The 23,740-nt window shown below is 40.8% G+C and carries 19 protein-coding genes, 5 tRNA genes, 1 other RNA gene and 1 pseudogene; 25 read left to right on the forward strand and 1 reads right to left on the reverse strand.

Going from position 1 to position 23,740, the window contains the following annotated elements:
* Positions 1-20: 20 nt before the first annotated feature.
* From BLR11_RS04405 to BLR11_RS04435, 7 genes are read left to right on the forward strand one after another with little or no spacing between them, the layout of a single operon-like run.
* Positions 21-2,333: a BamA/OMP85 family outer membrane protein gene (locus tag BLR11_RS04405; RefSeq protein WP_245675081.1), complete on the forward strand. Its 2,313-nt coding sequence runs from the start codon at positions 21-23 to the stop codon at positions 2,331-2,333.
* Between the two features lie 28 nt (positions 2,334-2,361).
* On the forward strand, positions 2,362-3,654 hold the full coding sequence (locus BLR11_RS04410; RefSeq protein WP_245675082.1) for a hypothetical protein: 1,293 nt from the start codon (positions 2,362-2,364) through the stop codon (positions 3,652-3,654).
* Between the two features lie 21 nt (positions 3,655-3,675).
* The gene (locus tag BLR11_RS04415; RefSeq protein ID WP_091648578.1) at positions 3,676-4,155 is read left to right on the forward strand and encodes an OmpH/Skp family outer membrane protein; all 480 of its coding nucleotides are present in this window, start codon (positions 3,676-3,678) and stop codon (positions 4,153-4,155) included.
* A gap of 10 nt (positions 4,156-4,165) precedes the next feature.
* Positions 4,166-5,104, forward strand: coding sequence for an OmpH family outer membrane protein (locus BLR11_RS04420; RefSeq protein WP_091648581.1), 939 nt, complete (start codon positions 4,166-4,168; stop codon positions 5,102-5,104).
* A gap of 16 nt (positions 5,105-5,120) precedes the next feature.
* The gene (locus BLR11_RS04425) at positions 5,121-5,540 is read left to right on the forward strand and encodes an OmpH/Skp family outer membrane protein (RefSeq protein ID WP_091648584.1); all 420 of its coding nucleotides are present in this window, start codon (positions 5,121-5,123) and stop codon (positions 5,538-5,540) included.
* Between the two features lie 14 nt (positions 5,541-5,554).
* Positions 5,555-6,574 carry a UDP-3-O-(3-hydroxymyristoyl)glucosamine N-acyltransferase gene (lpxD, locus tag BLR11_RS04430; RefSeq protein ID WP_091648587.1) on the forward strand — a complete coding sequence of 340 codons (1,020 nt, stop codon included), beginning with the start codon at positions 5,555-5,557 and terminating at the stop codon, positions 6,572-6,574.
* Positions 6,575-6,586: 12 nt separating this feature from the next.
* On the forward strand, positions 6,587-7,489 hold the full coding sequence (locus BLR11_RS04435) for a lysophospholipid acyltransferase family protein (protein WP_091648590.1): 903 nt from the start codon (positions 6,587-6,589) through the stop codon (positions 7,487-7,489).
* A gap of 75 nt (positions 7,490-7,564) precedes the next feature.
* Here BLR11_RS04435 and BLR11_RS04440 read toward each other — a convergent pair whose 3' ends face one another.
* Complete coding sequence (locus BLR11_RS04440) at positions 7,565-8,323, reverse strand: HAD family hydrolase (protein ID WP_091648593.1); 759 nt, start codon at positions 8,321-8,323, stop codon at positions 7,565-7,567.
* A 152-nt stretch (positions 8,324-8,475) separates the two neighbouring features.
* On the opposite strand from BLR11_RS04440, the gene ssrS reads away from it, so the two are divergent.
* From ssrS to scpB, 18 genes and pseudogenes are all read left to right on the forward strand, one after another.
* Positions 8,476-8,656, forward strand: a non-coding RNA gene (gene ssrS / locus BLR11_RS04445) — 6S RNA.
* Between the two features lie 74 nt (positions 8,657-8,730).
* On the forward strand, positions 8,731-10,047 hold the full coding sequence (locus BLR11_RS04450) for a replication-associated recombination protein A (protein ID WP_091648596.1): 1,317 nt from the start codon (positions 8,731-8,733) through the stop codon (positions 10,045-10,047).
* Between the two features lie 18 nt (positions 10,048-10,065).
* A complete protein-coding gene (locus BLR11_RS04455) occupies positions 10,066-12,513 on the forward strand; it encodes an FtsK/SpoIIIE family DNA translocase (RefSeq protein WP_091648805.1) in 2,448 nt (815 codons plus the stop codon).
* A gap of 62 nt (positions 12,514-12,575) precedes the next feature.
* Positions 12,576-12,968, forward strand: coding sequence for a helix-turn-helix domain-containing protein (locus BLR11_RS04460; protein WP_176762874.1), 393 nt, complete (start codon positions 12,576-12,578; stop codon positions 12,966-12,968).
* Between the two features lie 9 nt (positions 12,969-12,977).
* Complete coding sequence (locus tag BLR11_RS04465) at positions 12,978-14,855, forward strand: YgiQ family radical SAM protein (protein WP_091648601.1); 1,878 nt, start codon at positions 12,978-12,980, stop codon at positions 14,853-14,855.
* A 9-nt stretch (positions 14,856-14,864) separates the two neighbouring features.
* Positions 14,865-15,914, forward strand: coding sequence for an ABC transporter substrate-binding protein (locus BLR11_RS04470; RefSeq protein WP_091648603.1), 1,050 nt, complete (start codon positions 14,865-14,867; stop codon positions 15,912-15,914).
* Positions 15,915-17,253 (forward strand): annotated as a pseudogene (rimO, locus tag BLR11_RS04475) (30S ribosomal protein S12 methylthiotransferase RimO). It begins immediately after the preceding gene.
* Between the two features lie 12 nt (positions 17,254-17,265).
* Positions 17,266-18,513 (forward strand): competence/damage-inducible protein A, encoded by a 1,248-nt coding sequence (locus tag BLR11_RS04480; RefSeq protein WP_091648606.1) that lies wholly within the window; start codon positions 17,266-17,268, stop codon positions 18,511-18,513.
* Positions 18,514-18,522: 9 nt separating this feature from the next.
* Entirely contained in the window at positions 18,523-19,557 is a 1,035-nt protein-coding gene (recA, locus tag BLR11_RS04485) for a recombinase RecA (protein ID WP_091648609.1), read from the forward strand.
* Between the two features lie 3 nt (positions 19,558-19,560).
* Positions 19,561-19,980, forward strand: a complete 420-nt coding sequence (locus tag BLR11_RS04490; protein ID WP_091648611.1) for a regulatory protein RecX — start codon at positions 19,561-19,563, stop codon at positions 19,978-19,980.
* Between the two features lie 207 nt (positions 19,981-20,187).
* Positions 20,188-21,723 carry a ribonuclease Y gene (gene rny, locus BLR11_RS04495; protein WP_091648614.1) on the forward strand — a complete coding sequence of 512 codons (1,536 nt, stop codon included), beginning with the start codon at positions 20,188-20,190 and terminating at the stop codon, positions 21,721-21,723.
* 126 nt (positions 21,724-21,849) lie between these two features.
* Positions 21,850-21,926: transfer RNA gene (locus BLR11_RS04500), tRNA-Asp, on the forward strand.
* A 5-nt stretch (positions 21,927-21,931) separates the two neighbouring features.
* A tRNA-Phe gene (locus BLR11_RS04505) sits at positions 21,932-22,007 on the forward strand.
* Between the two features lie 4 nt (positions 22,008-22,011).
* Positions 22,012-22,086 (forward strand) — tRNA-Gly (locus tag BLR11_RS04510).
* Positions 22,087-22,092: 6 nt separating this feature from the next.
* Positions 22,093-22,166 (forward strand) — tRNA-Cys (locus BLR11_RS04515).
* A 16-nt stretch (positions 22,167-22,182) separates the two neighbouring features.
* Positions 22,183-22,271 (forward strand) — tRNA-Leu (locus BLR11_RS04520).
* Between the two features lie 141 nt (positions 22,272-22,412).
* Positions 22,413-23,141, forward strand: coding sequence for a segregation and condensation protein A (locus BLR11_RS04525; protein ID WP_091648616.1), 729 nt, complete (start codon positions 22,413-22,415; stop codon positions 23,139-23,141).
* Positions 23,095-23,718: an SMC-Scp complex subunit ScpB gene (gene scpB / locus BLR11_RS04530; RefSeq protein ID WP_176762875.1), complete on the forward strand. Its 624-nt coding sequence runs from the start codon at positions 23,095-23,097 to the stop codon at positions 23,716-23,718. The genes BLR11_RS04525 and scpB overlap by 47 nt, the downstream gene beginning before the upstream one ends.
* Positions 23,719-23,740: the final 22 nt, after the last annotated feature.

Genomic DNA, 23,740 nt, shown 5'->3' on the forward strand with positions numbered 1-23,740 from the left:
ACAGATAACGGAGGATTTCCATGAACAACAACAGAAACAAAAAAATTCTTGTCATGATGATTACAAGTACTTTGATGACTTTCCCAGCATGGGTTAACGGGCAGGAGCCCGCTGCAACGGTAACAGCAGCTGCGGCAGATGAAACGGGATATGAACCTTCTTCGGGAGAAACTATACCAGATATTTCTTCTGAAAAAACACCAACGATAAAAAAAGCATCTGCAGTGACTGCTCCGGATACGACGAAACCAGTAGCAGAAGCACCCGCAGCAGATTCGGGATATACAGGTTATGAGTCTGCGGAAGAATTACATGCTGCCGCAGTAAGTGCTCCGACAACGGCACCGAAAACAACGACAGCGGTATCAGCCGCGAATGCAGATGATAATGCACCAGTGAATGCTAATGATCAAACCGGTTATGAACCGGATACGGGAACCGTGTCAAGCGGTGTGGAGGCAAAAACTGGGAACGTTGAAGGAACTGCAGCAGCACCTGCAGCAGAAACGGAAATGTCGGCTGATCAGAATAATGGCAGGAAAGTAGGATATCTATCCAGTACAAGTACGGCGGTTATAGATACGACGACATTTCCCAAGTATCCAATTGCTACGTTATCTCAGGCAGAACAGGCTGGATTACCGTATGGTGATGCAGTAAGCGATCAGGATATAGCACCCTATGTAGGAAAAACAGCAACGGCGGTTACTATTTCTCCCTTACCGGATCCGCAGTTGGGAACTGTACTGCAGCATAGTTTAGCTATGCGTGTTGGAGATGCGGTAAATCCCGATTATATCCGTCACGACGTAAATGTTATTGGTGCGACAGGTTTATTTTCGACAGTATCTCCGGCGTTTACTTCTGTTCCCGAGGGAGTTATGCTGGATTATCAGGTCAAAATTAATCCAGTTGTTGCTAAAATAGAAATTACTGGGAATGAGACATATCCTACGGATCAACTATTGAAATTGATTACGACAAAACCGGGAATGACATTAAATACCGTTATGGTTAGCAAAGATGTTTCAGCTATTAATGCTCAATTTGGCAATAACGGATATTTTTTAAGTCATGTGACTAGTGTTAATATGGATGATAAGGGAGTTCTCCATATTGATATTGCCGAAGGACGGCTACAGGATATCATCGTGAAGGGCAATACGAAAACTAAGACATATGTTATTATGCGGGAACTGAAAATAAAAAAAGGTCAGATTTTCAATAAAAATTTGGCGAGCCGCAGTATCGAACGTATTTACAATACAGGATATTTTGAAGATGTCAATGTGAGACTCCTGCCGGGAAGCAATAAAAATGATGTTATCATGGAAATTGATGTAGCAGAACAAAAGACGGGATCAATTACTATTGGCGGCGGATATTCCGATTCTGATGGTCTTGTCGGGATTTTGGGACTCAGCGAGACAAATCTCAAAGGAACTGGCGATAAAGTTAGTATTAATTGGGAATTTGGCGGTACGACGAATTCTATGAGAAATTATATTTTTTCCTATACCCGGCCTTGGATTAATGATCACGGCGATTCTATCGGATTCAGTATTTTTGATCGTGAATCTGATTATGATGATTATGATCAAAAGGGAAATTCTGTTGCAGAATATTATAAGCGGACCAAAGGTGGAAATATTACATATGGACGAGTTCGCAGTGAATATGTCAGTGACTATGTAACGTTGGAAACAAAAACAACCGATTATACTAATTATGTAAGTGGATATAATTACAATAATTATCCGGGATATTTACACAAGAACTTTGGACGTACGAACAGTTTAACTTGGTCGCATGTATTTGACAATCGTGATAATGTTTATGATCCTACACGTGGCAAACGGCTATCCTTTGCAGGTTCGATTGCGGGTCATGGATTAGGCGGTGATTTTGACTTTTATAAGTTTACAGCTGAAAGCCGTACCTATTATAAAGTAGGGCATGCACAAGTTATTGCGGTTCGTCTTATGGGCGGTGTTGGCTTTGGCGACATGCCGTACGATAATCTGTTCTCTTTGGGCGGTGCGGATACGCTGCGTGGATATGAAGATGATGAATTCCGCGGCAATCATTTTTATGAAGGAACCATTGAATACCGATTCCCGATGGCTAAAAAAGTTCAAGGTGTCCTCTTTACTGATGCCGGCAATGCCTGGGGGGGTACAGATCAAATGTTTTGGTATGAAGATAACAACAAACTTCATTATTCAGGCGGCGTAGGCGTTCGTATTACAACACCAATCGGTCCGATTCGGCTTGATTATGGGTATGGTGAAGAAGGCGGTAAATTCCACTTCAGCTTTGGAGGTAAATTCTAATGCAAGTTAGGGATAGGTGGGGAGGAGTATGATCCGCTCATATCTATTGGCAGGGTTGGTTTTTCTTATGGGTGCGGGTAATGCGTTAGCGGCACCGGTTACACATGTAACGGTTCAATTGACATCGGCGGAGGCACCGATTCCACTGTTAGTGCAAAAACGAATTGCAGCTAGCATACAGACGGTAGGTAATCATGTTTTTCTTGATAAAGATGATGCTGAAATAAATGCGTCTGCCGACTCTTATAAAAGAGTAGTTGATGATATCATTAACCGGGTGCTGATTGGATATACTGTTGATGATATAAATATTTCAGCGGGACCTGATACGATAATGGCAGTACGTGTCCGTCCTTGGGGAGATACAATTCATACGGTGAATGTCACTGTTGATTATGGCTCTTTGCCAAGTATGGGAGTACAGATGGCTGCAGGCGATCTCCATGATATTCAGCCTATGGTGGAAAATTTATTGATTGGGTTGCCTGTAGATTCACTGGATTGGGCTAATGGAGTAGTAAAATCGGTATTGGAAAATGAATTGATCGGTATGCTGCCTGAATTCTATCCGCATATTGTTATTACACCGGGAATACATACGGAGGTGCAAATTTATTTAATGCCGCAGCTTCCTGTTATTCGTAATGTCAATGTTATTCTTGATGCTGAAAATTTGCCAAAAGTGATTTTTCTGAATACGCGGAAAAATATAGAACAAAAATATGCGGGACTTGAAGGACTGCCAATTACCTTTGTGCGGCGTCATGAGCGTGACATTTTAACTGATTTGCAAAAAACGATTGCTAAGCAATGGGTTATTAAACAATATAAACTTCGTGTGATACCCACGGTTGCCATCGGTGAAAATCTGGAGATTCATTTAAAATCGGAAACAGATTTTTATGATATTCAGGCAGGCGCATATATCGATATGAACCGTAATGATAAATATCATAACAGGAATATATCAGATGAACATACCGTGATTATGGCTCATGTAGGACGGAAAGTGGGCCAGCATCATGAGTTTTTCACTGAAGTGGAATTTAAGCCTTCTTCTGTAAAGTGGGATTTTATCCCCGGGTATTTTTATCGATGGGGCAAAACAACCACGTTAGGGTATCAATTTGAAACGGAAGATACAAGCAACCATCTTTGGCTGAAACAGAATTTAGGCAGCCGGTGGGGAATCCGTTATGATCGCGATCTTACCAATCGGGATAATGAATTTGGTCTTTCTTATAAACTTCATGAATATGTCAGCCTTGAATATATTGTATCCGACCATGATAGGTGGCTTCGGGTAATAGGCTATTTATAAAAGAAAAGGGGAAATGTAATAATGATGTCAGAAATGGGTAAGAAAAAGAATGTTAAAATTTTTTCGGCGGCGGTAGCACTGATTTTTGTTTTGAGTATCGCAGCCATTGCTGTAATGCAGATGGGGAATCCTGTAAATGCGGCACCTTCCAGCAATATTGGAATAGTAGATATGAGCAAGGTATTTGCTCCGGATAATGCGGATTTGCAGAATGCGCAAAAAGAAATGCAGCAGGCATCTCAGGATATGCAGAAAAAGTTTGAAGAACAATCGGCTAGCATGAATGATGAACAAAAAGGACAGCTGTATCAAACTATGCAAGGTGAAATGGCTAAAAAACAGGAAGAAATTCAAAAAGGGCTGAAGGATAAAGTAGATAACGCGGTTAACAGTGTAGCAAGTACCAAAGGCCTCAGCCTTGTTGTAGATAAACGCGTAGTATTGTATGGTGGTACGGATATTACGGATCAAGTTGCGAAAAAATTGAGTGAATCGAAATAAGGATGATTTTATGAAGCGGATATATGTGGCAGTCGTCGGTGCAGTCCTTGTTGTGGGATTTCTTTTTGCGGGGTATATGGGTTTGCACAATCGGGGAGGCAGCATACAGGATGCTGAAACTGCCGGCCCTGTTTATGCATATGCAGATGTAGAGCATATTATGATGAGTCATCCTGAATATAGCAAATATCACCATCTGGAATTGCAATATAATGCGATGATTGCCCAGTATCAGTTTGAACAGTGGAATTATTCACAAAAAGCGGCAGCGCAGAATCAAGTTTTTCAGACTCTCGGCGGTAATGCGGTGTTGATGTCTGCGGCTCTTGATCAAGAGCTGCATGCCCGCGTTGCTTTAAAAGAAAATGAATTAAATATGGGATTGCAGAAAAAATATCAGGAATTGCTAAAAACAAAAAAAGAACTGCAACCCCAGAGATTCAAGGGAAATGAGTTGAAAATTATCAATTTGAAGTTAAAATTAGGGACACTTTCCCTTAGTGCGGAAGAACGAGCTGCAGCAAACGCGCAATTAACGTCACTGCTCAAAGGAAATGATGCAGAAACGGAAACATCGCTGACAGAAGCTGAAATAACTTCAGCTATGGCTCCTTATAAAGCGCAGGCACAGCAAGAAATGGCTGCATATACAGAACAAGTTAAACAAGAATTGAAAGGGCGGCAGCAGGAAAGTTATAACCTTTTTCAACAACATATGAATAGTATGGATAATAGACCGGAACCGGCAATATGGAATAAGGAATGGCAGGATAAACTTGCTGCAAAAGAAAAAGAAATAAATGAAGTAAAAGATAATATTATGGCAGATGTCAGAGAAAAAGCCGCTGCTGTTGCTCAGGAACAAGGAATTACTATGATTTTTAGTGATTATTTAGGAACAGGGTCGGCGCAAGATGTAACAGATGATATTATTGCCAAGCTGGCATAACAGGAGGCATTAAAGAATGAAAAAAATGTGGAAGCGCTTTGCGGCGCTGATGATGATTACCCTTATCGCAGGGATGCTTGCCGGCTGCGGCGGAGCAGATAAAGTAGGTGTGGTGGACATGACACGGGTAAGTAAGGAAGCACCACAGGCGCAGCAGTTACAGCAAAAGTTAAAAGATAAACAAGATGCCGTGGAAAAAGAATTAAATGAAGCAAAGAAAACTATGTCGGCAGAAGATTATCAAAAAAAGCAACAGCAATCACAGCAGGAACTGCAAATTTTCGGTTCCAGCATGCAGCAGCAATTTGTTCGTGATGTACAGGGCAAATTAGGTGAAATTGCTAAGGAAAAAAATATTGGGACTATTGTATATACAGAAGCGGTTCAAAAGGGCGGAATTGACGTGACTGATGATTTGATTAAAAAAATGCAGTAAAGGACGTGGAACTATTGAAGAAAACGGTACAGGAATTGGCTGAATTTTTAGGAGGCACTGTTATCGGAAACGGTGAGACCGTTGTTGAAGATATTCGAAGTTTGGCAGAAGCGGGAAAAAATGATATTACTTTTGCGGTGGACCCATATATAGAATATCTCCCACAAGTGCATGCGGGAGCAGTAATAGTAGAAAAGGAAGTTCCTTGCGGGGACAATACGCTGGTTATTGTAGAAAATCCAAGGCTGGCTTTCTCAAAACTTCTTGTTTTATTTCATCCTCGTCAATCTGTGACGGTGGGAATTCATTCTGCGGCTATTGTAGATGAAAGCGCAATTATTGGTGCTGAAACAACTATTATGGCGTATGCTGTTATTGGTAAAAATGTACGTGTGGGAAAGCATTGCATTATATATCCCTCAGTTTTCATTGGAGACAATGTTATTATTGGAGATGAGACGGTACTATATCCAGGTGCAGTTATTCATGAGAATTGTGTTCTTGGCAGCCGTAACGTTATACGGGCACATGCGGTTATTGGCGGCGAAGGATTTGGGTTTGCCACAAAAGATGGAAAACATACGCGAATACCTCAAATTGGTAATGTGGAAATTGGTGATGATGTAGAAATCGGAGCTTGTACCACTATTGATAATGCAACGCTGGGTAGTACGAAAGTAAAACGGGGAACCAAAATAGATAATTTAGTCCATTTGGGACATAATTGTGAAATTGGTGAAGATTGTTTTATTATTGCACAAGATGGACTTGCGGGAAGTACCATTGTTGGTGATCATGTTATTTTTGCCGGTCAAGTAGCTACAAAAGGGCATATTTCGATTTGCTCGGATACAGTTTTTGCTGGCAGGAGCGGCATTACCAGAGATATCACAAAGCCAGGAATTTATGGTGGATTTCCTGCCCGGCCGCACATGGAGTGGAGTCGGCAAGAAGCTTATATTAAACATTTGCCGCAAATGGCAAAACGCTTAAAGGCTTTAGAAAAAAAGCTGTCTGAATTGGAAAATAAATAAAGAGGCTATACCATGTATATCTTTATGAAGTGTTTAAGTTATTTTATTTGCCATGTGCCAGAAACTATTCGCCGCGGTATTGGTTCTTTTTTAGGGATATTTTTTTGGACGTTTGTACCTAAACGGCGTAAGTTATTAGCACAGCGTCAGATAATAGAATGTGGAATTACAGATGATCCACAGACAGCAATGGCTATTGCACGAGCCAGCAGTGTGCGATTTGGTCCTATGATAGTAGAAGTTTTATCGTATCCTATTTATACTAAGGAAAAACTTGATGAAAAAATTACTTTTCATGGGAAAGAATATCTGGATGCATTGAAAGAAAGCGGTGAAGGTAGTATCTTTATGGCATCTCATGCCGGGAATTGGGAACTTCTCGGTGCCGTGCTTGCTATGAATGGATATCCACTTATTTCTGTTGCACAAGAACAGAATAATCATAGTGCCGATAAATTTATCAATGAATATCGTTGTATGATGAAACAACACGTTACATATAAAACGGGTGTTCGGGACATGATACGATTTTTATCAGAAGGCTGTTATATAGGACTGCTGATGGATCAAGATCCATCGACATCGGGTATTATGGTTAAATTATTTGGACGGGATACCTTAACGGCGGATGGGCCGGCTAAATTGGCTGGTATTCATAATTATCCTATTCTTACTACGTTTATTCATGAAGATAGACCATATCATCATATTATCGAGGTTTTACCGCCGATTCGACCATATAATAGCGGGGAAAAACTATCTAAAGCAGAAAAAAAGAAAATTATGTATGAAACGACACAAAAGTTGAATGATCGGCTGGAGTCATATATACGGCGATATCCGGAGGATTGGTTTTGGCTTCATGACCGTTGGAAATGGACAAAGCGGTTGCAGGAAAAAGAACAGCTTAATTAACAAAATTTTGTTTGGAGAATGTAAAGAAGGCTCTCGGCAGATCAATCTGCCGAAAGCCTTCTTTACATATAAAAATTATAGCCAGCCGTATTTTTGACAGGCATGCAAGATTCCTCCCGTATCGCAGGTATCTGTAATATAGTTTGCTTTTTCTTTAAGTTCTGGACAAGCATTTCCCATGGCAATGGAGAACCATGCAGGAGTGAACATGTTGATATCGTTTAATCCATCACCGAATACGACGACATCATGCAGAGGAGCATTGATTTTTTTCATCATGCGGCGAATGCCTGCCGCTTTATCTGTTGGTTCAACGAGAAGGGAGTTTTCTGTATAAGGAATATGAGAAAGACCGTGCTTCTGTGGTTGAGGAACAGCGTGAGACGGGTTTATATAGAAAATTTTGTAAATTGTATGTAATTTCAGGGGATCTAATGGACAAACAATTGTTTTAAAATAACTTTTTTTTTCGTTATTGGCAAAAGCTGTAGAACGAGTATATCGTATGGTTTTATTTTCCAATGTAACAGCCCAGGAAATATGACAAGAATCAAGATCTTGGAGTAAGGAAATAGCTTGCTGCCGAGGAAGTCCGGACATCTCCAGCAGTTTGCCGTTATACGTCAAACTGCTGCCGCCGTCGGCGACGAAAGAGTTGATGTGCAGCGGCAATGAAAATTGCAAAGTGTCACATTGCAGCCGACCTGTGGCAATTGCTACAAAATGACCGGCTTGTTTTAATTGATTTAAACAAAATATCGTATCTTTTGGGATTAGTTTAGTTGTTCCCACAGCCAAAGTCCCGTCAATATCAAAAAAAAAATATTTTTTCATAAAAGTGGAATTCCTTTCTAGTATTTCATATAAATTATTATAACTAAAATTTAAAGGTTGTCAAAACAAGAAAAATAAAAAAAGAAATACAATTCTGTGTATTTGTCAAGGCTTGATTTTTTTTATGTATTTGATTATACTGTAGTCAAGAAGCAACCCTGCTGTGTGCGTAAAATGGTCTCGATGTTTTGAACCAACATCTTTTACATTGGGAGTCTGGGCTTCGTGAGCGTAAAACAACGCCTGGCACAGGACTGTTGGAACTCATGAGAGGACACCCACCTGCTTAGGCAGGCTCAAAACTCGGTTTATAAACGGCATGGTGGGGCTTCTTTTCTTGTATATAGTTGATTGAAATGCCGCTGAGTATTCTTGGCGGCATTCTATTTACCATGGGGAGCAAACAAATGAACGGAGACGATTTATTTTCTATGGCTAATGCGAAGGACAGTGGACATTTTGAACCACTGGCTGTACGTATGCGTCCTAAAACGTTAGATGAAATATATGGACAAAATGAAATAATTGGTAAAGATAGTTTTTTACGGGCAATGATTGAACGCGATACAATTCCATCGTTGTTATTATATGGACCATCTGGAGTGGGGAAAACAACATTAGCCCATGTTATTGCGATGGAAACACAAAGCCGATTTGTTAAAGTAAATGCCGTTACCGCAGGAACTGCAGACTTGCGTAAGTTGATCGGCGAGGCGAAGGACGCTGTTTGTATGTATCAAAAACGGACGATTCTCTTTATTGATGAAATACACCGTTTTAATAAAGCACAACAAGATGTACTGCTTCCTTATGTTGAAGATGGCACAATCATTTTGATTGGAGCCACTACTGAAAATCCGTATTTCGAGGTAAATCGGCCGCTGTTGTCGCGCTTACGGGTCATGCAGCTTAACGCTCTTACTAAAGAGGCGGTGGCATCTGTTTTGCGAAGAGCATTGCAGGATGAAATCAATGGCTTGGGAAAAATGGAAATCACGGCGACATCCGATATACTTATGACAATTGCCTCTTATGCAGATCGAGATGCCCGAATGGGACTTAACCTTTTGGAACAAATTTGTATGCTGGTGCCTCGACGTGGTACAATTACACAGGAGATTGTAGAAAAAGTAGTAGGGCATAGAATTTATACATACGACAAAAAAGGTGATGCTCATTATGATACTATTTCTGCGTTTATTAAGAGTATGCGAGGTTCAGATCCTGATGCAGCACTGCATTACTTGGCCAGAATGATTGAGGCGGGAGAACAGCCTTCGTTTATTGCCCGGCGTCTTGTAATATGCGCGGCCGAAGATGTAGGGCTTGCAGATCCACAAGCTTTGCTTGTTGCTAATGCTGCAGCCCAGGCAGTACAATTTGTGGGATGGCCGGAAGGAAGAATTATTCTTTCGGAAGCAGTTATTTATATCGCCTGTGCTCCTAAGAGTAATAGTGCATATGTTGCTGTTGACAGCGCTATCGCTGATGTTCGAAAAGGTGATTGCGGAGATATTCCTGACTATTTGCGCGATAGCCACTATCAGGGGGCCGCAGCTTTGGGACACGGTATTCATTATAAATATCCCCATAATTATCCTGAAGGGTGGATCGAACAGCAATATTTGCCGGATCCTTTAAAAAATAAAGTATATTATCATCCTTTAGATCATGGACAGGAAAAAAATATGACGGAACATTGGAAATATCGTCGTGGGAAGTAAGTTTTGGAAGGTGAAAAAATGGCACAGCGTAAAATATCCAGCCGTACACAAAAATTGACCGGCAAAAAGCGAGGGCGTCGGACGACAAAAAAAACACAAGGGCCATCACTCTTAAAATATGAAATTATGGGTCTTGTTTTTATTTTTATGGGTCTTTTTGCGGCTATAGGCATCATTGGTATAGATACGGGCAGCATCGGAACGGTTATAGATGACGTGCTTGCGTATATATTTGGCGTTGGGCGTATTTTGGCAGCATTGCTGCTGGTTGTGTTAGGATTAAAGTATATTATGCTTCGTAAGGCTATTCCGGTAACGGGAAATTGGGCGTTGGGAACACTCTTGTTTATTATGTTTCTGGGGATGATACATTTGTTTTTTGTTCCCGAAGGGGCTGAATTTATGCCGGCTGTTATGTCTATCAGCGGAGGTGCAATCGGTGGATTGGTAGCTGTTTTGCTGCGACAGTTTTTTGGACAGGCCGGGGGTTTTTTAGTTTTGGCAATAGGCATGATAGTGACAGTAATGGCTTGGAAAAAATGGTCTATTTCTAACAGTGTTACGACTGTTTCTGTTAAAGCAACAGAAGAAATCCAAGTTGCGTCTCAATCTATTCATAGCCAATGGCAGGAACACAAAACACAATGGCAGGAAAATAGAAAAAAGCATAAAATATTTGATTTGGAAAAGGTTGGTAATTGTGATGAAGTACCGAAAATGAATGCGGCATTGGCAGAAAATTCGGAATCCTCAGAAATACCTGTACATATAATAAATTCTGATCAAGAAGACAGCAACAAGGAAAAACAAGTGTTCTTGCAGGAAGCAATTCAGGAAATAGATGCAGAAGACAAAACAATAGCAATGGAACGTAACACAGTGGAAGAACCTGAAAAATCTGTATCGAAAAAGGTGGCAGAAGGTATCGCAGATATTGCTGAAAAAGACCTTGAAGACTTAAAGCCTGTAGAAGTTGAAAGACAGCCGACAGCTGTGGATTTGGCTCCAGAAGGAAAATTGCCTATACCCAAGGAAAAAATGGAAAAAGCATATATTTTGCCGTCTATATCTATCTTAAAACCAGGACGGCTTATATCTACCGCTGCTAATGATGAGGTTCGCACCAATGCCCGCATTTTACAAGAAACACTTTCTAGTTTTAATATTGATGCTAAAATTATCAATGCCAGTAAAGGCCCTGCTGTTACGAGATATGAACTGGAACCGGCAGCAGGTGTCAAAGTTAGTAAAATTGTACATTTATCTGACGATATTGCCTTAAAATTGGCGGCAACGGACATTCGCATTGAAGCTCCGATTCCTGGAAAAGCAGCCATTGGTATTGAAGTTCCGAATAAGCAGGTCGCCGGGGTTAATCTACGAGATGTACTGGACTCGGAAGAATTTAAGCGAGCAGCAGGGGGCGTGCCGGTTGGATTGGGAAAAGATATTGCCGGTAATTCGGTAATTGCTGATTTAACAAAGATGCCGCATTTACTAGTAGCAGGTTCTACGGGATCAGGAAAAAGCGTATGTATTAATACCTTGATTGCCAGTATTTTGTTTAAACAACGGCCCTGTGATGTAAAATTAATTTTAATTGATCCTAAAGTGGTCGAACTTTCTAATTATAACGGCATTCCTCATCTCATGACACCTGTTGTCACGGATGCTAAAAAGGCGGCTCGTGTATTGCGTTGGGCTGTGCGGGAAATGGACAATCGTTATCATCGGTTTGCAGAGACAAGCACTCGGGATATTGCACGGTATAATCATCTTCATCCGGAGGAAGCATTCCCATTTGTCGTTATTATTATTGATGAATTAGCTGATTTAATGATGGTTGCATCTACGGATGTAGAAGATTCTATTTGCCGACTGGCACAAAAGGCAAGAGCTTGTGGAATGCACCTTGTTCTGGCAACACAGCGGCCTTCTGTTGATGTTTTGACTGGTATTATTAAAGCCAATGTACCAAGCCGCATTTCATTTGCTGTATCGAGTCAGGTAGATTCCAGAACAATTCTCGACATGTCCGGGGCAGAAAAACTTTTGGGTAAGGGTGATATGCTGTTCTATCCTATGGGAGCTTCCAAACCTTTACGAGTACAGGGCGCATTTATTTCTGATTCGGAAATTGATCAAATGGTAAATTTCATAAAAAAACAAAGTGAACCAGAATATGATGCGGATGTGCAGCAAGCACAATCAGAAGAACAAACGGAACAACATACTTTTTTCGAAGATGAATTAATGGAACAGGCAATTAATATGGTTTTAGAAACAGGACAGGCTTCGGCGTCTATGCTGCAGCGACGCTTCCGGATTGGGTATACACGCGCGGCACGCTTGGTGGATACGATGGAAGCTATGCAGATAGTGGGACCCAGTAATGGAAGCAAGGCGCGGGATATTTTGATGCCTGCTGAAGAGGTACAACGGAAATTTTTTAGCGGACAGACATGAGATACCTTTTTAGTCTCAAATAGTATATAATAAATCTGTATATGTATAAGGAGGGATACATATTGGTATCTGTCGGGAAAATTTTGCAATCTGAAAGAGAAGCGCAAAGAAGGACATTAAAAGAAGTTTCCGATACACTTAATATCAGAGAGGTATATTTATCTGCAGTGGAAAACGAGGAATTTAATAGGATACCGGGAGAGGTATTCGTTAAAGGATTTATTCGTAATTATGCAAATTTTCTAGGATTAGATGGAGATGCGTTGGTAAAAGAATATAAATCCGGCGTTTTTTCTGCTGAATGTAAGCCTTCCACACGTGCAATAGATAAAAAACAAATAAAAAAACCGCGTGTAATAGTGCGGGAGAAGCAGAAACATAAGCTGCTGCAGAAACTTACAATTATTGCCGGAGTGATACTGTTTTTGCTGCTTTGTATATGGTTGATTTTTTAGAGGAAAATTATGGCAAATGAATTTTTGGTTACCAGTCGTTCTGATATGGAACGGCGTGGTTGGGATATTTTGGATTTTGTGTTTATTAACGGGGATGCCTATGTAGATCATCCCGGCTTTGCGGCAGCAGTTATTGGCCGTGTATTGGAGAGTCGGGGGTATCGCGTAGGCATTATTTCCCAACCGGATTGGCATAGTGCGGAACCTTTTAAGCAGCTTGGGAGACCACGTTTAGCGGCATTGATTACGGCAGGAAATCTTGATTCTATGCTGAATGAAAAAACGGCAGCTAAAAAATTTCGAAACCGCGATAATTATTCTCCTGGTGGAATTACCGGACATCGTCCAGAGCGAGCAACCATTGTATATGCAAATCGCTGGCGGGAAGCGTACAAAGATGTGCCAGTAATTATTGGCGGAATCGAAGCTAGTTTAAGAAGGTTTGCCCATTATGATTATTGGTCCAATAAAGTCCGGCATTCGATTTTACTGGATAGTAAAGCGGACATACTGATATACGGCATGGGAGAACACCAAATTGTTGATATTGCGGATGCATTGGCAGAAGGGAAAAATGTTGCTGAAATGTATAATATTCGTGGTATTTGTTATGTTGCTAATAAGTATCCGGTTACAGAAAAGACAATTCTTTGTCCTTCTTATGAGGAAGTAGCTGCTGATAAAAAATGTTTTGCTGCAGCTTTTAAAATCCAATATGAAGAACAGGATGCTTTTTATGGAAAAACGATAGTTCAACCTTCAGGCAGTCGGTTTCTTGTACAGACTCCGCCTGCACTTCCGCTTACGACGGAGGAAATGGATGCTGTTTATGAACTGCCGTTTACTCGCCGCTGGCATCCTGAGTATGACACACTTGGCGGGGTGCCGGCACTGCAGGAAGTACAGTTTAGCTTGACTAGCCAGCGTGGATGTTTTGGTCATTGCAATTTTTGTGCGATTACGAGCCATCAGGGGAAGATTATTCAACACCGGAGTCATTCTTCACTTGTCCGTGAAGCTGAAAAAATGACCACTCTGCCGGATTTCAAGGGATATATACATGATGTAGGCGGACCTACCGCTAATTTTCGTCATATGGCATGTGCTAAACAGCAAATAGCAGGAGCCTGTCGCAAAAAACAGTGCATTGGCAGCGATATTTGTTCTAATTTGGATACATCTCATGCTGATTATTTAAAACTATTGCGGGAAATACGGCAAATAAAGGGTGTAAAAAAAGTTTTTGTACGTTCGGGATTGCGATACGATTATGTATTAGCAGACCATAATAAAAAATTTGTAGAAGAATTATGTAAATATCATGTCAGCGGACAGCTTAAAGTAGCTCCCGAACATGTTGTTAAGCATGTCACGGATATAATGGGAAAAGCAGGAATTGAAACTTTTCTCGAATTTAAAAAATGGTTTGAGGCAGCGAATGTCAAGGTAGGGAAGAAGCAGTATCTTGTCCCTTATTTTATGTCTAGTCATCCAGGATGCACGTTAGAGGATGCCGTGGCGTTGGCAGAATTTTTACGGGATATGCATATGCAGCCGGAACAAGTTCAGGATTTTATTCCTACGCCGGGGAGTTTATCTACAGCAATGTATTATACAGGAATAAATCCCTTAACAGGTAAGACGATATATGTTGCCAGACAACAGCAGGAAAAACAGATGCAGCGTGCGTTAATGCAATATAAAAACCCGGACAATTATGATGTGGTATATAAAGCATTATGTCTAACGGGTAGGCAAGATTTGATTGGATATGGACCTAAATGCCTGATTCCACCGCGACGCAGCCGAGCTCGTTTTTCACGTGATCAGCGAGACGTTGATACTGGACGGTCACCGCGGAAATTTATGAAGAATAGAAATAGATAAGGTGAAAGTATGAGAAAATATTTACCAGTCATGGCTGTCGTGGTATTTGTCGTGGCATTGCTGGGACTAAGCAATTATATATGGATAGGACAGGAACAAGTGCGTGCTGAACGAATTCGAGAAGCTGAACGTCATCTTGTGGTGTACTCTGATATGCCAATTGATGTTAACAATGATTTGGCGAAAAAGTTTTATGAACAGACTCATTTGCGCGTACAAATTATAACTAAAAATGACGGAGATATACAGTCTTATCTAAAGTCAAATAGCAAAGATACGGCTGATCCTGATATTCTTATCGCTGTGCAGCCATTGCTGCAGACGGCTGCAAAGCAGGGACGATTGAAGCCATATGCTTCAGAGGCTACGGATCAAGTTGCTTATGCGCATAAGGATGCAGACGGATATTGGGTGGGATTATGGTATGATCCTATGGTTTTAGTTATTAGTAGAGAATATTACGCTCATCATGGATTGCAATTACAGAATTGGAATGATTTATTGGCTGATCCAGATGTGCGGATTGCTTTTCCAGATTTGGCAGCAACGGATATTGCCGGAGATTTTCTTTGTACTTTTGTGGAAATTTATGGGCAGGAAAATGCTATGCGCTACTTTAAAAATATACAGCGGCATGTTGCTGTATATTCTAAATCAATGACACCAGCAGTATGGCGTGTCGCTTCGGGAGAAGCCGATGTAGGTGTGGTGGATGCGGTAACAGCGCGGCAGCTTGTTAAAGATGCAGCCCCGATTTACATTTTATATCCACAAGATGGAACCTCCTGCTGGCTTGTTGGAGCAGGTGTTACTGTGACTTGTCAAGATGAAGAGTTATCAGGGAAGTTTATGGATTGGCTTTTATCAAAAGATACTATAGATATTCTGCGTAAAAGTCATTTATATTTGGACTATACAGCAAATCGTCAGGGAAATGAATTAGATGCCAAGGGACAGCAGCTTGTGCTGTTTCAAGCACAGAAAAATTATACAGAACAAGGCCGGAAAGAAATGCAGGATTGGTGGATTAAGATGGTCCGTTTTGGAAAGGAATCATAAATGGAAAAAGTGGGTTTTGTTAGTTTAGGTTGTTCAAAAAATCTTATCGATACAGAAGTAATGCTAGGTATTTTAAAAGATCGGCATATGGAAATCACGGAGGAACTTTCTGCTGCCGATATTATTATTGTCAATACGTGTACCTTTATTGAGAAAGCCAAAGAAGAATCTATCCAGACAATTCTTCAAGCTGCCCGTTATAAGGAAGAGGGAAATTGCAAGACGCTTATTGTTACGGGGTGTTTAAGCCAGCAATACAAGAAACAATTAATGGAAGAAATGCCGGAAATTGATGCGTTGCTGGGAACTGGATCCTGGGACCGGATTTGGGATGCCGTTGATATGGCCCGTCATGGAAAAAAAGGCTTGTTATATGGATGATGTTAGTCATCTGTATGATGATAAAACGAAACGATTGCGAACAACGCCATCCTATAGCGCATATGTGAAAATTGCTGAAGGATGTAATAATGGATGTACTTTTTGTATTATTCCACATGTACGTGGTACCTTATGCAGCCGCCCCATAGCTTCTGTGGTAGATGAAGTAAAGCAGCTTGTATCAGAGGGTGTCTTAGAAATTAACTTGATTGCTCAAGATACAACTAGTTATGGTGTGGATATAGCCGGTAAGCCATTATTGCCGGAATTGCTGCGTCAGCTGGTAAAAATTGATAATCTTCGCTGGATTCGTTTATTTTATCTCTATCCTCATTATTTTACGGACGAGTTAATGGAACTTATTATTAAAGAAGAAAAAATTTGTCCGTATGTTGATTTGCCATTGCAGCATATCTCCCCGACTGTTTTAAGAAGAATGAAGCGTCGTGATACAAAGGAAGATATTTTGACACTGATGCAGAAACTTTGTGAGCATGGGAGAAAACTAACTCTCCGTTCCACTTTCATTGTGGGGTTTCCTGGGGAAACGGAAGCGGAATTCCAAGAACTTTGTGATTTTGTGGAAAAATTTGAATTTGATGATGTAGGCGTTTTTACATATTCTCGCGAAGACGGTACACCAGCGGCATTGATGCAGGATCAAATTTCAGAAGAAACTAAAGAAGAGCGGTATCATAAACTCATGTCCCTTCAGGCGAAAGTATCGGAAAAACGAAATCAGGAAATGGAAAATACGATTCATACTATGTTGATAGAAAAGATAACAGAGCAAGATGACTGCCGCCAAGCAGTTGGCCGCATCGAGACACAAGCTCCTGATGTAGATGGGTTAACTTATTTGGAAAATCCAGGCGCGTTGCAGCCGGGAGATATGGTTAAAGTGCAAATTGCACAAGGATTTGCGTATGATTTGGTAGCGGATTTAGTAGAAGACTAAAGGTGTGATATTATGTTTGTTGAAATTGTTACAACTGGCTCAGAGTTGCTATTAGGTGAAATAATAAATGATAATTCTCGCTTTTTATCAGAAGAATTGAATAAATTGGGATATTTTGTTATTTATCATACTACAGTAGGTGATAATCCGCAGCGGATGGAAGAAGTATTACAAACGGCGATTTCTCGCGCTGATATAATCATCACAACAGGTGGATTGGGACCTACGCAAGGCGATATGACAAAGGAAATCGCAGCAAAGGTGTTGCACTTGCCTATGGAATATCATCCTGAATTAGAAGAACAGATTCGAAGATGGTTCTGTCATCGTCATAGATCTATGTCGCCGAATAATGAAAGACAAGCAATGGCAGCCAAGGGAGCCTATATTTTTACGAATGAAGCTGGTACAGCACCTGGAATGGCAATCCATCAAAATGGCAAGCTGATCGTTCATCTTCCGGGTCCACCGCGAGAAATGCGCTGGATGTATGAACATCGATTAAAACTCTATTTATTGGAAAACTTTGGTTCGCAAGGATGCATTAAGTCTCTGATTCTCAAAGTATATGATATGGGTGAAAGTGATATGGAACAGGCTGTTATGGATTTGGTGAAGGGGCAGTCTAATCCAACGCTGGCGTTATATGCTAAACCGGGATATGTAGAACTTCGTATTACAGCTAGAGCGGCTACAGAGGAAGCGGCGGCTGCTTTATTAAGACCGATGGAATATCAATTGCAGCAGCGACTGCATAGATCTGTTATAGCATATAATAAAGAAACGATGGCGGAAGTATTGGGCCGGACGTTGCTATCAGCAAGGCGGACGGTTAGTTGTGCAGAATCTTGTACGGGTGGACTTTTGGGTTCTTATATTACAGATGTTCCCGGGAGTTCAGCTTATTTTCTTGGCTCGGCAGTCACATATTGTGATACAGTAAAGCATCATATATTAGGTGTTTCTACCGATACGCTGGAACAATTCAGTGCTGTTAGTGAACAAACTGCCGGAGAAATGGCACGAGGAAGCCGAAGTTTGTACCATGCAGATATTGCTATTAGCACGACCGGAATTGCCGGACCAGAAGGCGGTACAGAAGAAAAACCTGTTGGGTTGGTGTATACAGGTATTGATGGACCTTGGGGAATGAAAGTATATAAGGACATTTATGTTGGCGATCGGCCGGAAGTTAAGCGGCGTGCTGCTATACGTGCGATGTATTATGCAGTAGTGTATTTATTAGAAAATAAAGAATAGGAGACGAATATGGAAGAGAAAAAAACAGCACTGGAAAATGCAATGCGAAAGATTGAAAAAGATTTTGGCAAAGGGGCTATTATGCGCCTTGGTGATGCAGCTGATAAAATGAATATGGAGGTCATTTCTTCCGGATCGCTGGCGGTTGACCTGGCAGTTGGCATTGGGGGATATCCAAGAGGGAGAGTCATTGAGATATATGGTCCGGAATCATCTGGGAAAACAACCTTGGCTCTTCATGCTATTGCGTCAGCACAGCGGAATGGAGGTATTGCTGCCTTTATTGATGCGGAACATGCGCTTGATCCTGTATATGCCCGGCATTTGGGTGTTGATACCGCGAATCTGCTTATTTCTCAGCCGGATAATGGAGAGCAGGCGCTGGAAATTACAGAAGAACTTGTTCGAAGCGGCGCTGTTGATATCATTGTAGTGGATTCTGTTGCCGCATTGGTTCCAAAAGCTGAAATAGAAGGAGAAATGGGTGATTCTCATGTAGGGTTGCAGGCAAGACTTATGAGTCAGGCCTTACGTAAACTTACTGGCATTATTTCAAAATCTAAGGCTATTGTTATTTTCATTAATCAATTACGTGAAAAAGTTGGAATTATGTTTGGTAATCCAGAAACGACAACAGGTGGCCGTGCATTGAAATTTTATGCCTCTATCCGCATTGAAATTCGAAAAGGGGAGGCAATTAAATCTGGAAATGATGTTATAGGAAACCGGGCCCGTATAAAAATTGTAAAAAATAAGGTAGCCCCGCCTTTTAAAAACTGTGAAGTTGATATTATGTATGGGAAAGGAATCTCTCGGGAAGGTACAATTCTAGATTTGGCAGCCTCTATGGATATTATTGAAAAAAGCGGTACATGGTATTCGTATAAAGGTGAACGTATGGGGCAAGGCAAGGAAAATGTAAAAAAATTCCTACAGGAACATAAGGATATTTCTGATGAAATTGAAAGTATTATTCGAGATACATTAGCAGCGGAACCGGAAAAGTTTGAAGAGGTTTTGGAAATTCCTCCGGAAATGGAATAAGCTATGGATTATAATGAGGCCTATGGACAAGCCCTGCGTTTTTTGAATGTGCGGTTTCTCAGTGAAGGAGAGCTACGTAAAAAATTAAAAAATAAAGATATCGATACGCCGATCATTGAAGAAGTTATCGTTCAGCTAAAAGAGGAACGGTTTATCGATGATATGCGTTTGGCTTATGATGTATATCATTATTTTGCCAAGAAAGAGCAGTATGGACATGTATATATCTGCCAGCGTTTAAAGCACCGAATGCTGCCGATTCCTGAAAATTTGGAAAAGATAGATGAATATGCCGTTGCAAAAAAAATTTTAACTAAAAAATTTTCTCAACTGCCGGAAGATCCACGTAAAATTGCACGTTTCCTGCAATATAGAGGATTTTCGCTAAATATTATTTCTGATATATTGGGAAATAGGTCTTAAATATAGTTTATCAATCATATTGTATGGTAAATTTCTTGACAGTATCTCCAAAAAAAATTACAATTAAAATAGCCGGTTTGCATACTGGCATTTATTTTGCATAGTGTAGGTTTTTGAAGATGAAGTGAATGAAATAATTACTCATATAAAAAAGCCGAACAGGTAAGTTCGGCTTTTTGTTGTGAAAAAGGAGGTGAAATAAAAAATATGATGACTATCATTGCGGCAGCAGTAGTTTGTGGTATTATTGGAATTGGCGCCGGTTATTTTTATCGAATGAAAATTGCTGAGGGGAAACTGGGACAGGCTGAGGTGGAAGCACAGCGCATCATTTCTTCGGCACAGCAGAATGCGGAATCAAAGAAAAAGGAACTTGTTTTGGAAGGTAAAGAAGAAGTTCATAAATTGCGTGTGGATGCTGAAAAGGAAAATAAGGAACGGCGGACAGAATTACAGCGTTTGGAACGACGCTTACTGCAGAAGGAAGAGCATCTCGATAAAAAGTCTGATTCTATAGAAAAAAAAGAAGAATCTTTGCAGCATAAGGAAGAAGAGATTACAAAGGTTCAAGATAAAATTTCTATGTTACATGAACAGCAAATGGCAGAATTGGAACGAATTTCTGGCCTTACATACGATGATGCGAAGGAATTATTACTGAATAATGTTAAAACTGAAGTTAAGCATGAAACAGCCATGATGATTAAAGATCTGGAACAGGAAGCAAAGGAAGAAGCGGACGGAAAAGCTCGGGAAATTATTTCTACAGCAATTCAGCGTTGTGCAGCGGATCATGTAGCTGAAACAACGGTTTCCGTTGTGGCCTTGCCGAATGATGAAATGAAAGGCCGGATTATTGGCCGGGAAGGTCGTAACATCAGAGCGATTGAAACATTAACAGGTGTAGATTTAATCATTGATGATACACCGGAAGCAGTTATTTTATCTTGTTTTGATCCAATTCGTCGGGAAGTTGCACGAATTGCGCTGGAAAAATTAATTGCTGATGGTCGTATTCATCCGGCAAGAATTGAAGAAATGGTTGAAAAAGCTCGTAAAGAAGTAAATCAAAAAATCCGTGAAGCCGGTGAACAGGCCACTTATGAAACAGGTGTTCATGGTCTGCATCCAGAATTAATGAAAATTTTGGGACGGCTGCGGTATCGTACCAGCTATGGACAGAATGTACTTCGTCATTCAATTGAAGTATCACAGTTGGCAGGGGTTATGGCAGCTGAATTAGGTGTAGATGAAAATCTTGCCAAACGGGCTGGATTAATTCATGATATTGGTAAAGCATTGGATCATGAAATGGAAGGCACGCATGTTTCTATTGGTGCAGAATTTGCCAAAAAATATGGTGAATCCAAGGTAATAGTGAATTGTATCGCGTCTCATCACGGTGATGAAGAACCACGCAGCATTGAAGCAGTTCTTGTTGCGGCGGCAGATGCTGTTTCGGCAGCACGTCCGGGTGCAAGAAGAGAAACATTGGAAAATTATTTAAAACGATTAACGAAACTGGAAGAGATTGCAGAATCTTTCGATGGTGTCGAAGATTGTTTTGCTATACAGGCAGGACGCGAAATTCGCGTTATGGTAAAGCCTGAAAAGATTGATGAAGCCGATTGTGTCATGCTCGTTAGAGATATTGTGAAACGAATCGAAGCGGAGCTTGAATATCCTGGCCAAATCAAAGTTGTTGTCATTCGTGAAACACGAATGATTGATTATGCAAAATAATGATGAATACATGCCCCTTGATTTTTTCAAGGGGTTTTTTATTTCTTTAAATTAAGTCTTGCCAAAAAGGTTATACCATGATACAATATTATTCGTTCGAGACACTAGTTTTGGAACAGAAAATACGGCCTCGTGGTGTAGCGGTTTAACATGTCGCCCTGTCACGGCGAAGATCGTCGGTTCAAATCCGATCGAGGTCGCCATACTTGCTTAGGTAGCTCAGTCGGTAGAGCAGGGGACTGAAAATCCCCGTGTCGGCGGTTCAATTCCGTCCCTAAGCACCAATTTGCGGAAGTAGCTCAGTGGTAGAGCACCACCTTGCCAAGGTGGGGGTCGCGAGTTCGAGCCTCGTTTTCCGCTCCATATGATGGCGGCATAGCCAAGCGGTAAGGCAGAGGTCTGCAAAACCTTTATCCCCAGTTCGATTCTGGGTGCCGCCTCCATATTTTTTTTCGTCATGCCGAGGTGGCGGAACTGGCAGACGCAACGGACTTAAAATCCGTCGGATAGAAATATCCGTACCGGTTCGATTCCGGTCCCCGGCACCATTTCCTAACAGTACATTGTGATGAAGCCTGCATTTTATTAAAAATGTTGGGCTTTATTACGGGTGACCAAGAGGTTTGGATTATATATCCAAACCTTTTTTGTAATTTTTTGTTTTTTATTTTATAATAAAAAAGACAACTATGGATGAGTATAAATATAAAGTATCAGATTTTGAAGGACCATTGGATCTGCTGCTGTATTTAATTGAAAAAAACAAAGTGGATATTTACAATATTCCTATTGTAAAAATAACAGATCAATTCAACGAATATGTGGAACAAATTGATATATTTGATGTTGATTATGCCAGTAAATTTTTTGTTATGGCAGCTACTTTGCTGCAAATCAAATCACGCCTTCTGCTGCCAAAACAGATACACCCAGTTGAGGAAGCGGAGGAAGATCCACAAGATGTCTTGGTAAGACAATTAGTGGAGTATAAACGGGTAAAGCAGATTTCTGCAGTGATGGCGTCGATGTGGGAAAAAAGAAGTTATATGCTTGATCGGCCGCATACACCGATGACGTATACTCCGCAATTTAAAGGCGACATTGATAAAAAGGCATTATTTGATGCATTTCGTATGGTATATCAAACGCTGCCTGAAAAAGAGAAAGCAGAAATCCACATTCAACAGGAAGAATACAGTGTGGATGAATGTATGTCACGAGTCGTTTCTATATTACGCCATGCATCGGGAGCGGTGGAAGTACTGTCCGTATTCCAAACATGTCATTCTCGGGTGGAGCTGGTTGTTACTTTTCTTGCTGTTTTAGAATTATTGAAATGTGGTCAATGTTGTACCATATCAGAAGGAGAGGATGGGAATACCATTGCCTTACGATTTATTTCAAAAAGAGAAACATGAACCGACTGCCGTTATGGAGGCCTTGTTGTTTTTAAGCGGACAACCTATGAGTATTGCTGATTTATGTGAACATACGGGATGGACAGAAACTGAAGTTACAAGTATTGCAGAGACGCTGCGGCAACTTTTATCTGATCAGAATCGAGGTATTATGCTTATTCGTGTATCTGGCGGATATCAGCTGGTAACTAAACCTGAGCTTCATGACATGATAAAATGGGTGCGTACCGGACATTCCCAGTTGTCTCCCATGGCACTGGAAGTGTTGGCTATTATTGCATTTAAACAACCTGTAACGAGAGCTGAAGTTGAGAAAATAAGAGGTGTGTCTTCAGAACGAATTATGTATTCTTTGATGCAGCAAGGCTTAATCGTTGACTTAGGGCGCAAAGATAGTCCGGGACGCCCGATTATTTATGGAACATCTCCTTATTTTTTGGAATGCCTGGGAATGAATTCTTTGGCTGAACTGGCTGGACAAGTTCCCGCTAAAGAGAAAATCACTGTAGTAGAGATGAATCAGAATCAAGAAAATAAAGAAGGAGAAATTCCTGTGGACGGAGAATTACATAAATAGGAGAAATATTAGCGGAGGGTAT

Source organism: Megasphaera paucivorans (assembly GCF_900103535.1).
In the GTDB taxonomy this organism is placed as follows: Bacteria; Bacillota; Negativicutes; order Veillonellales; family Megasphaeraceae; genus Megasphaera_A; species Megasphaera_A paucivorans.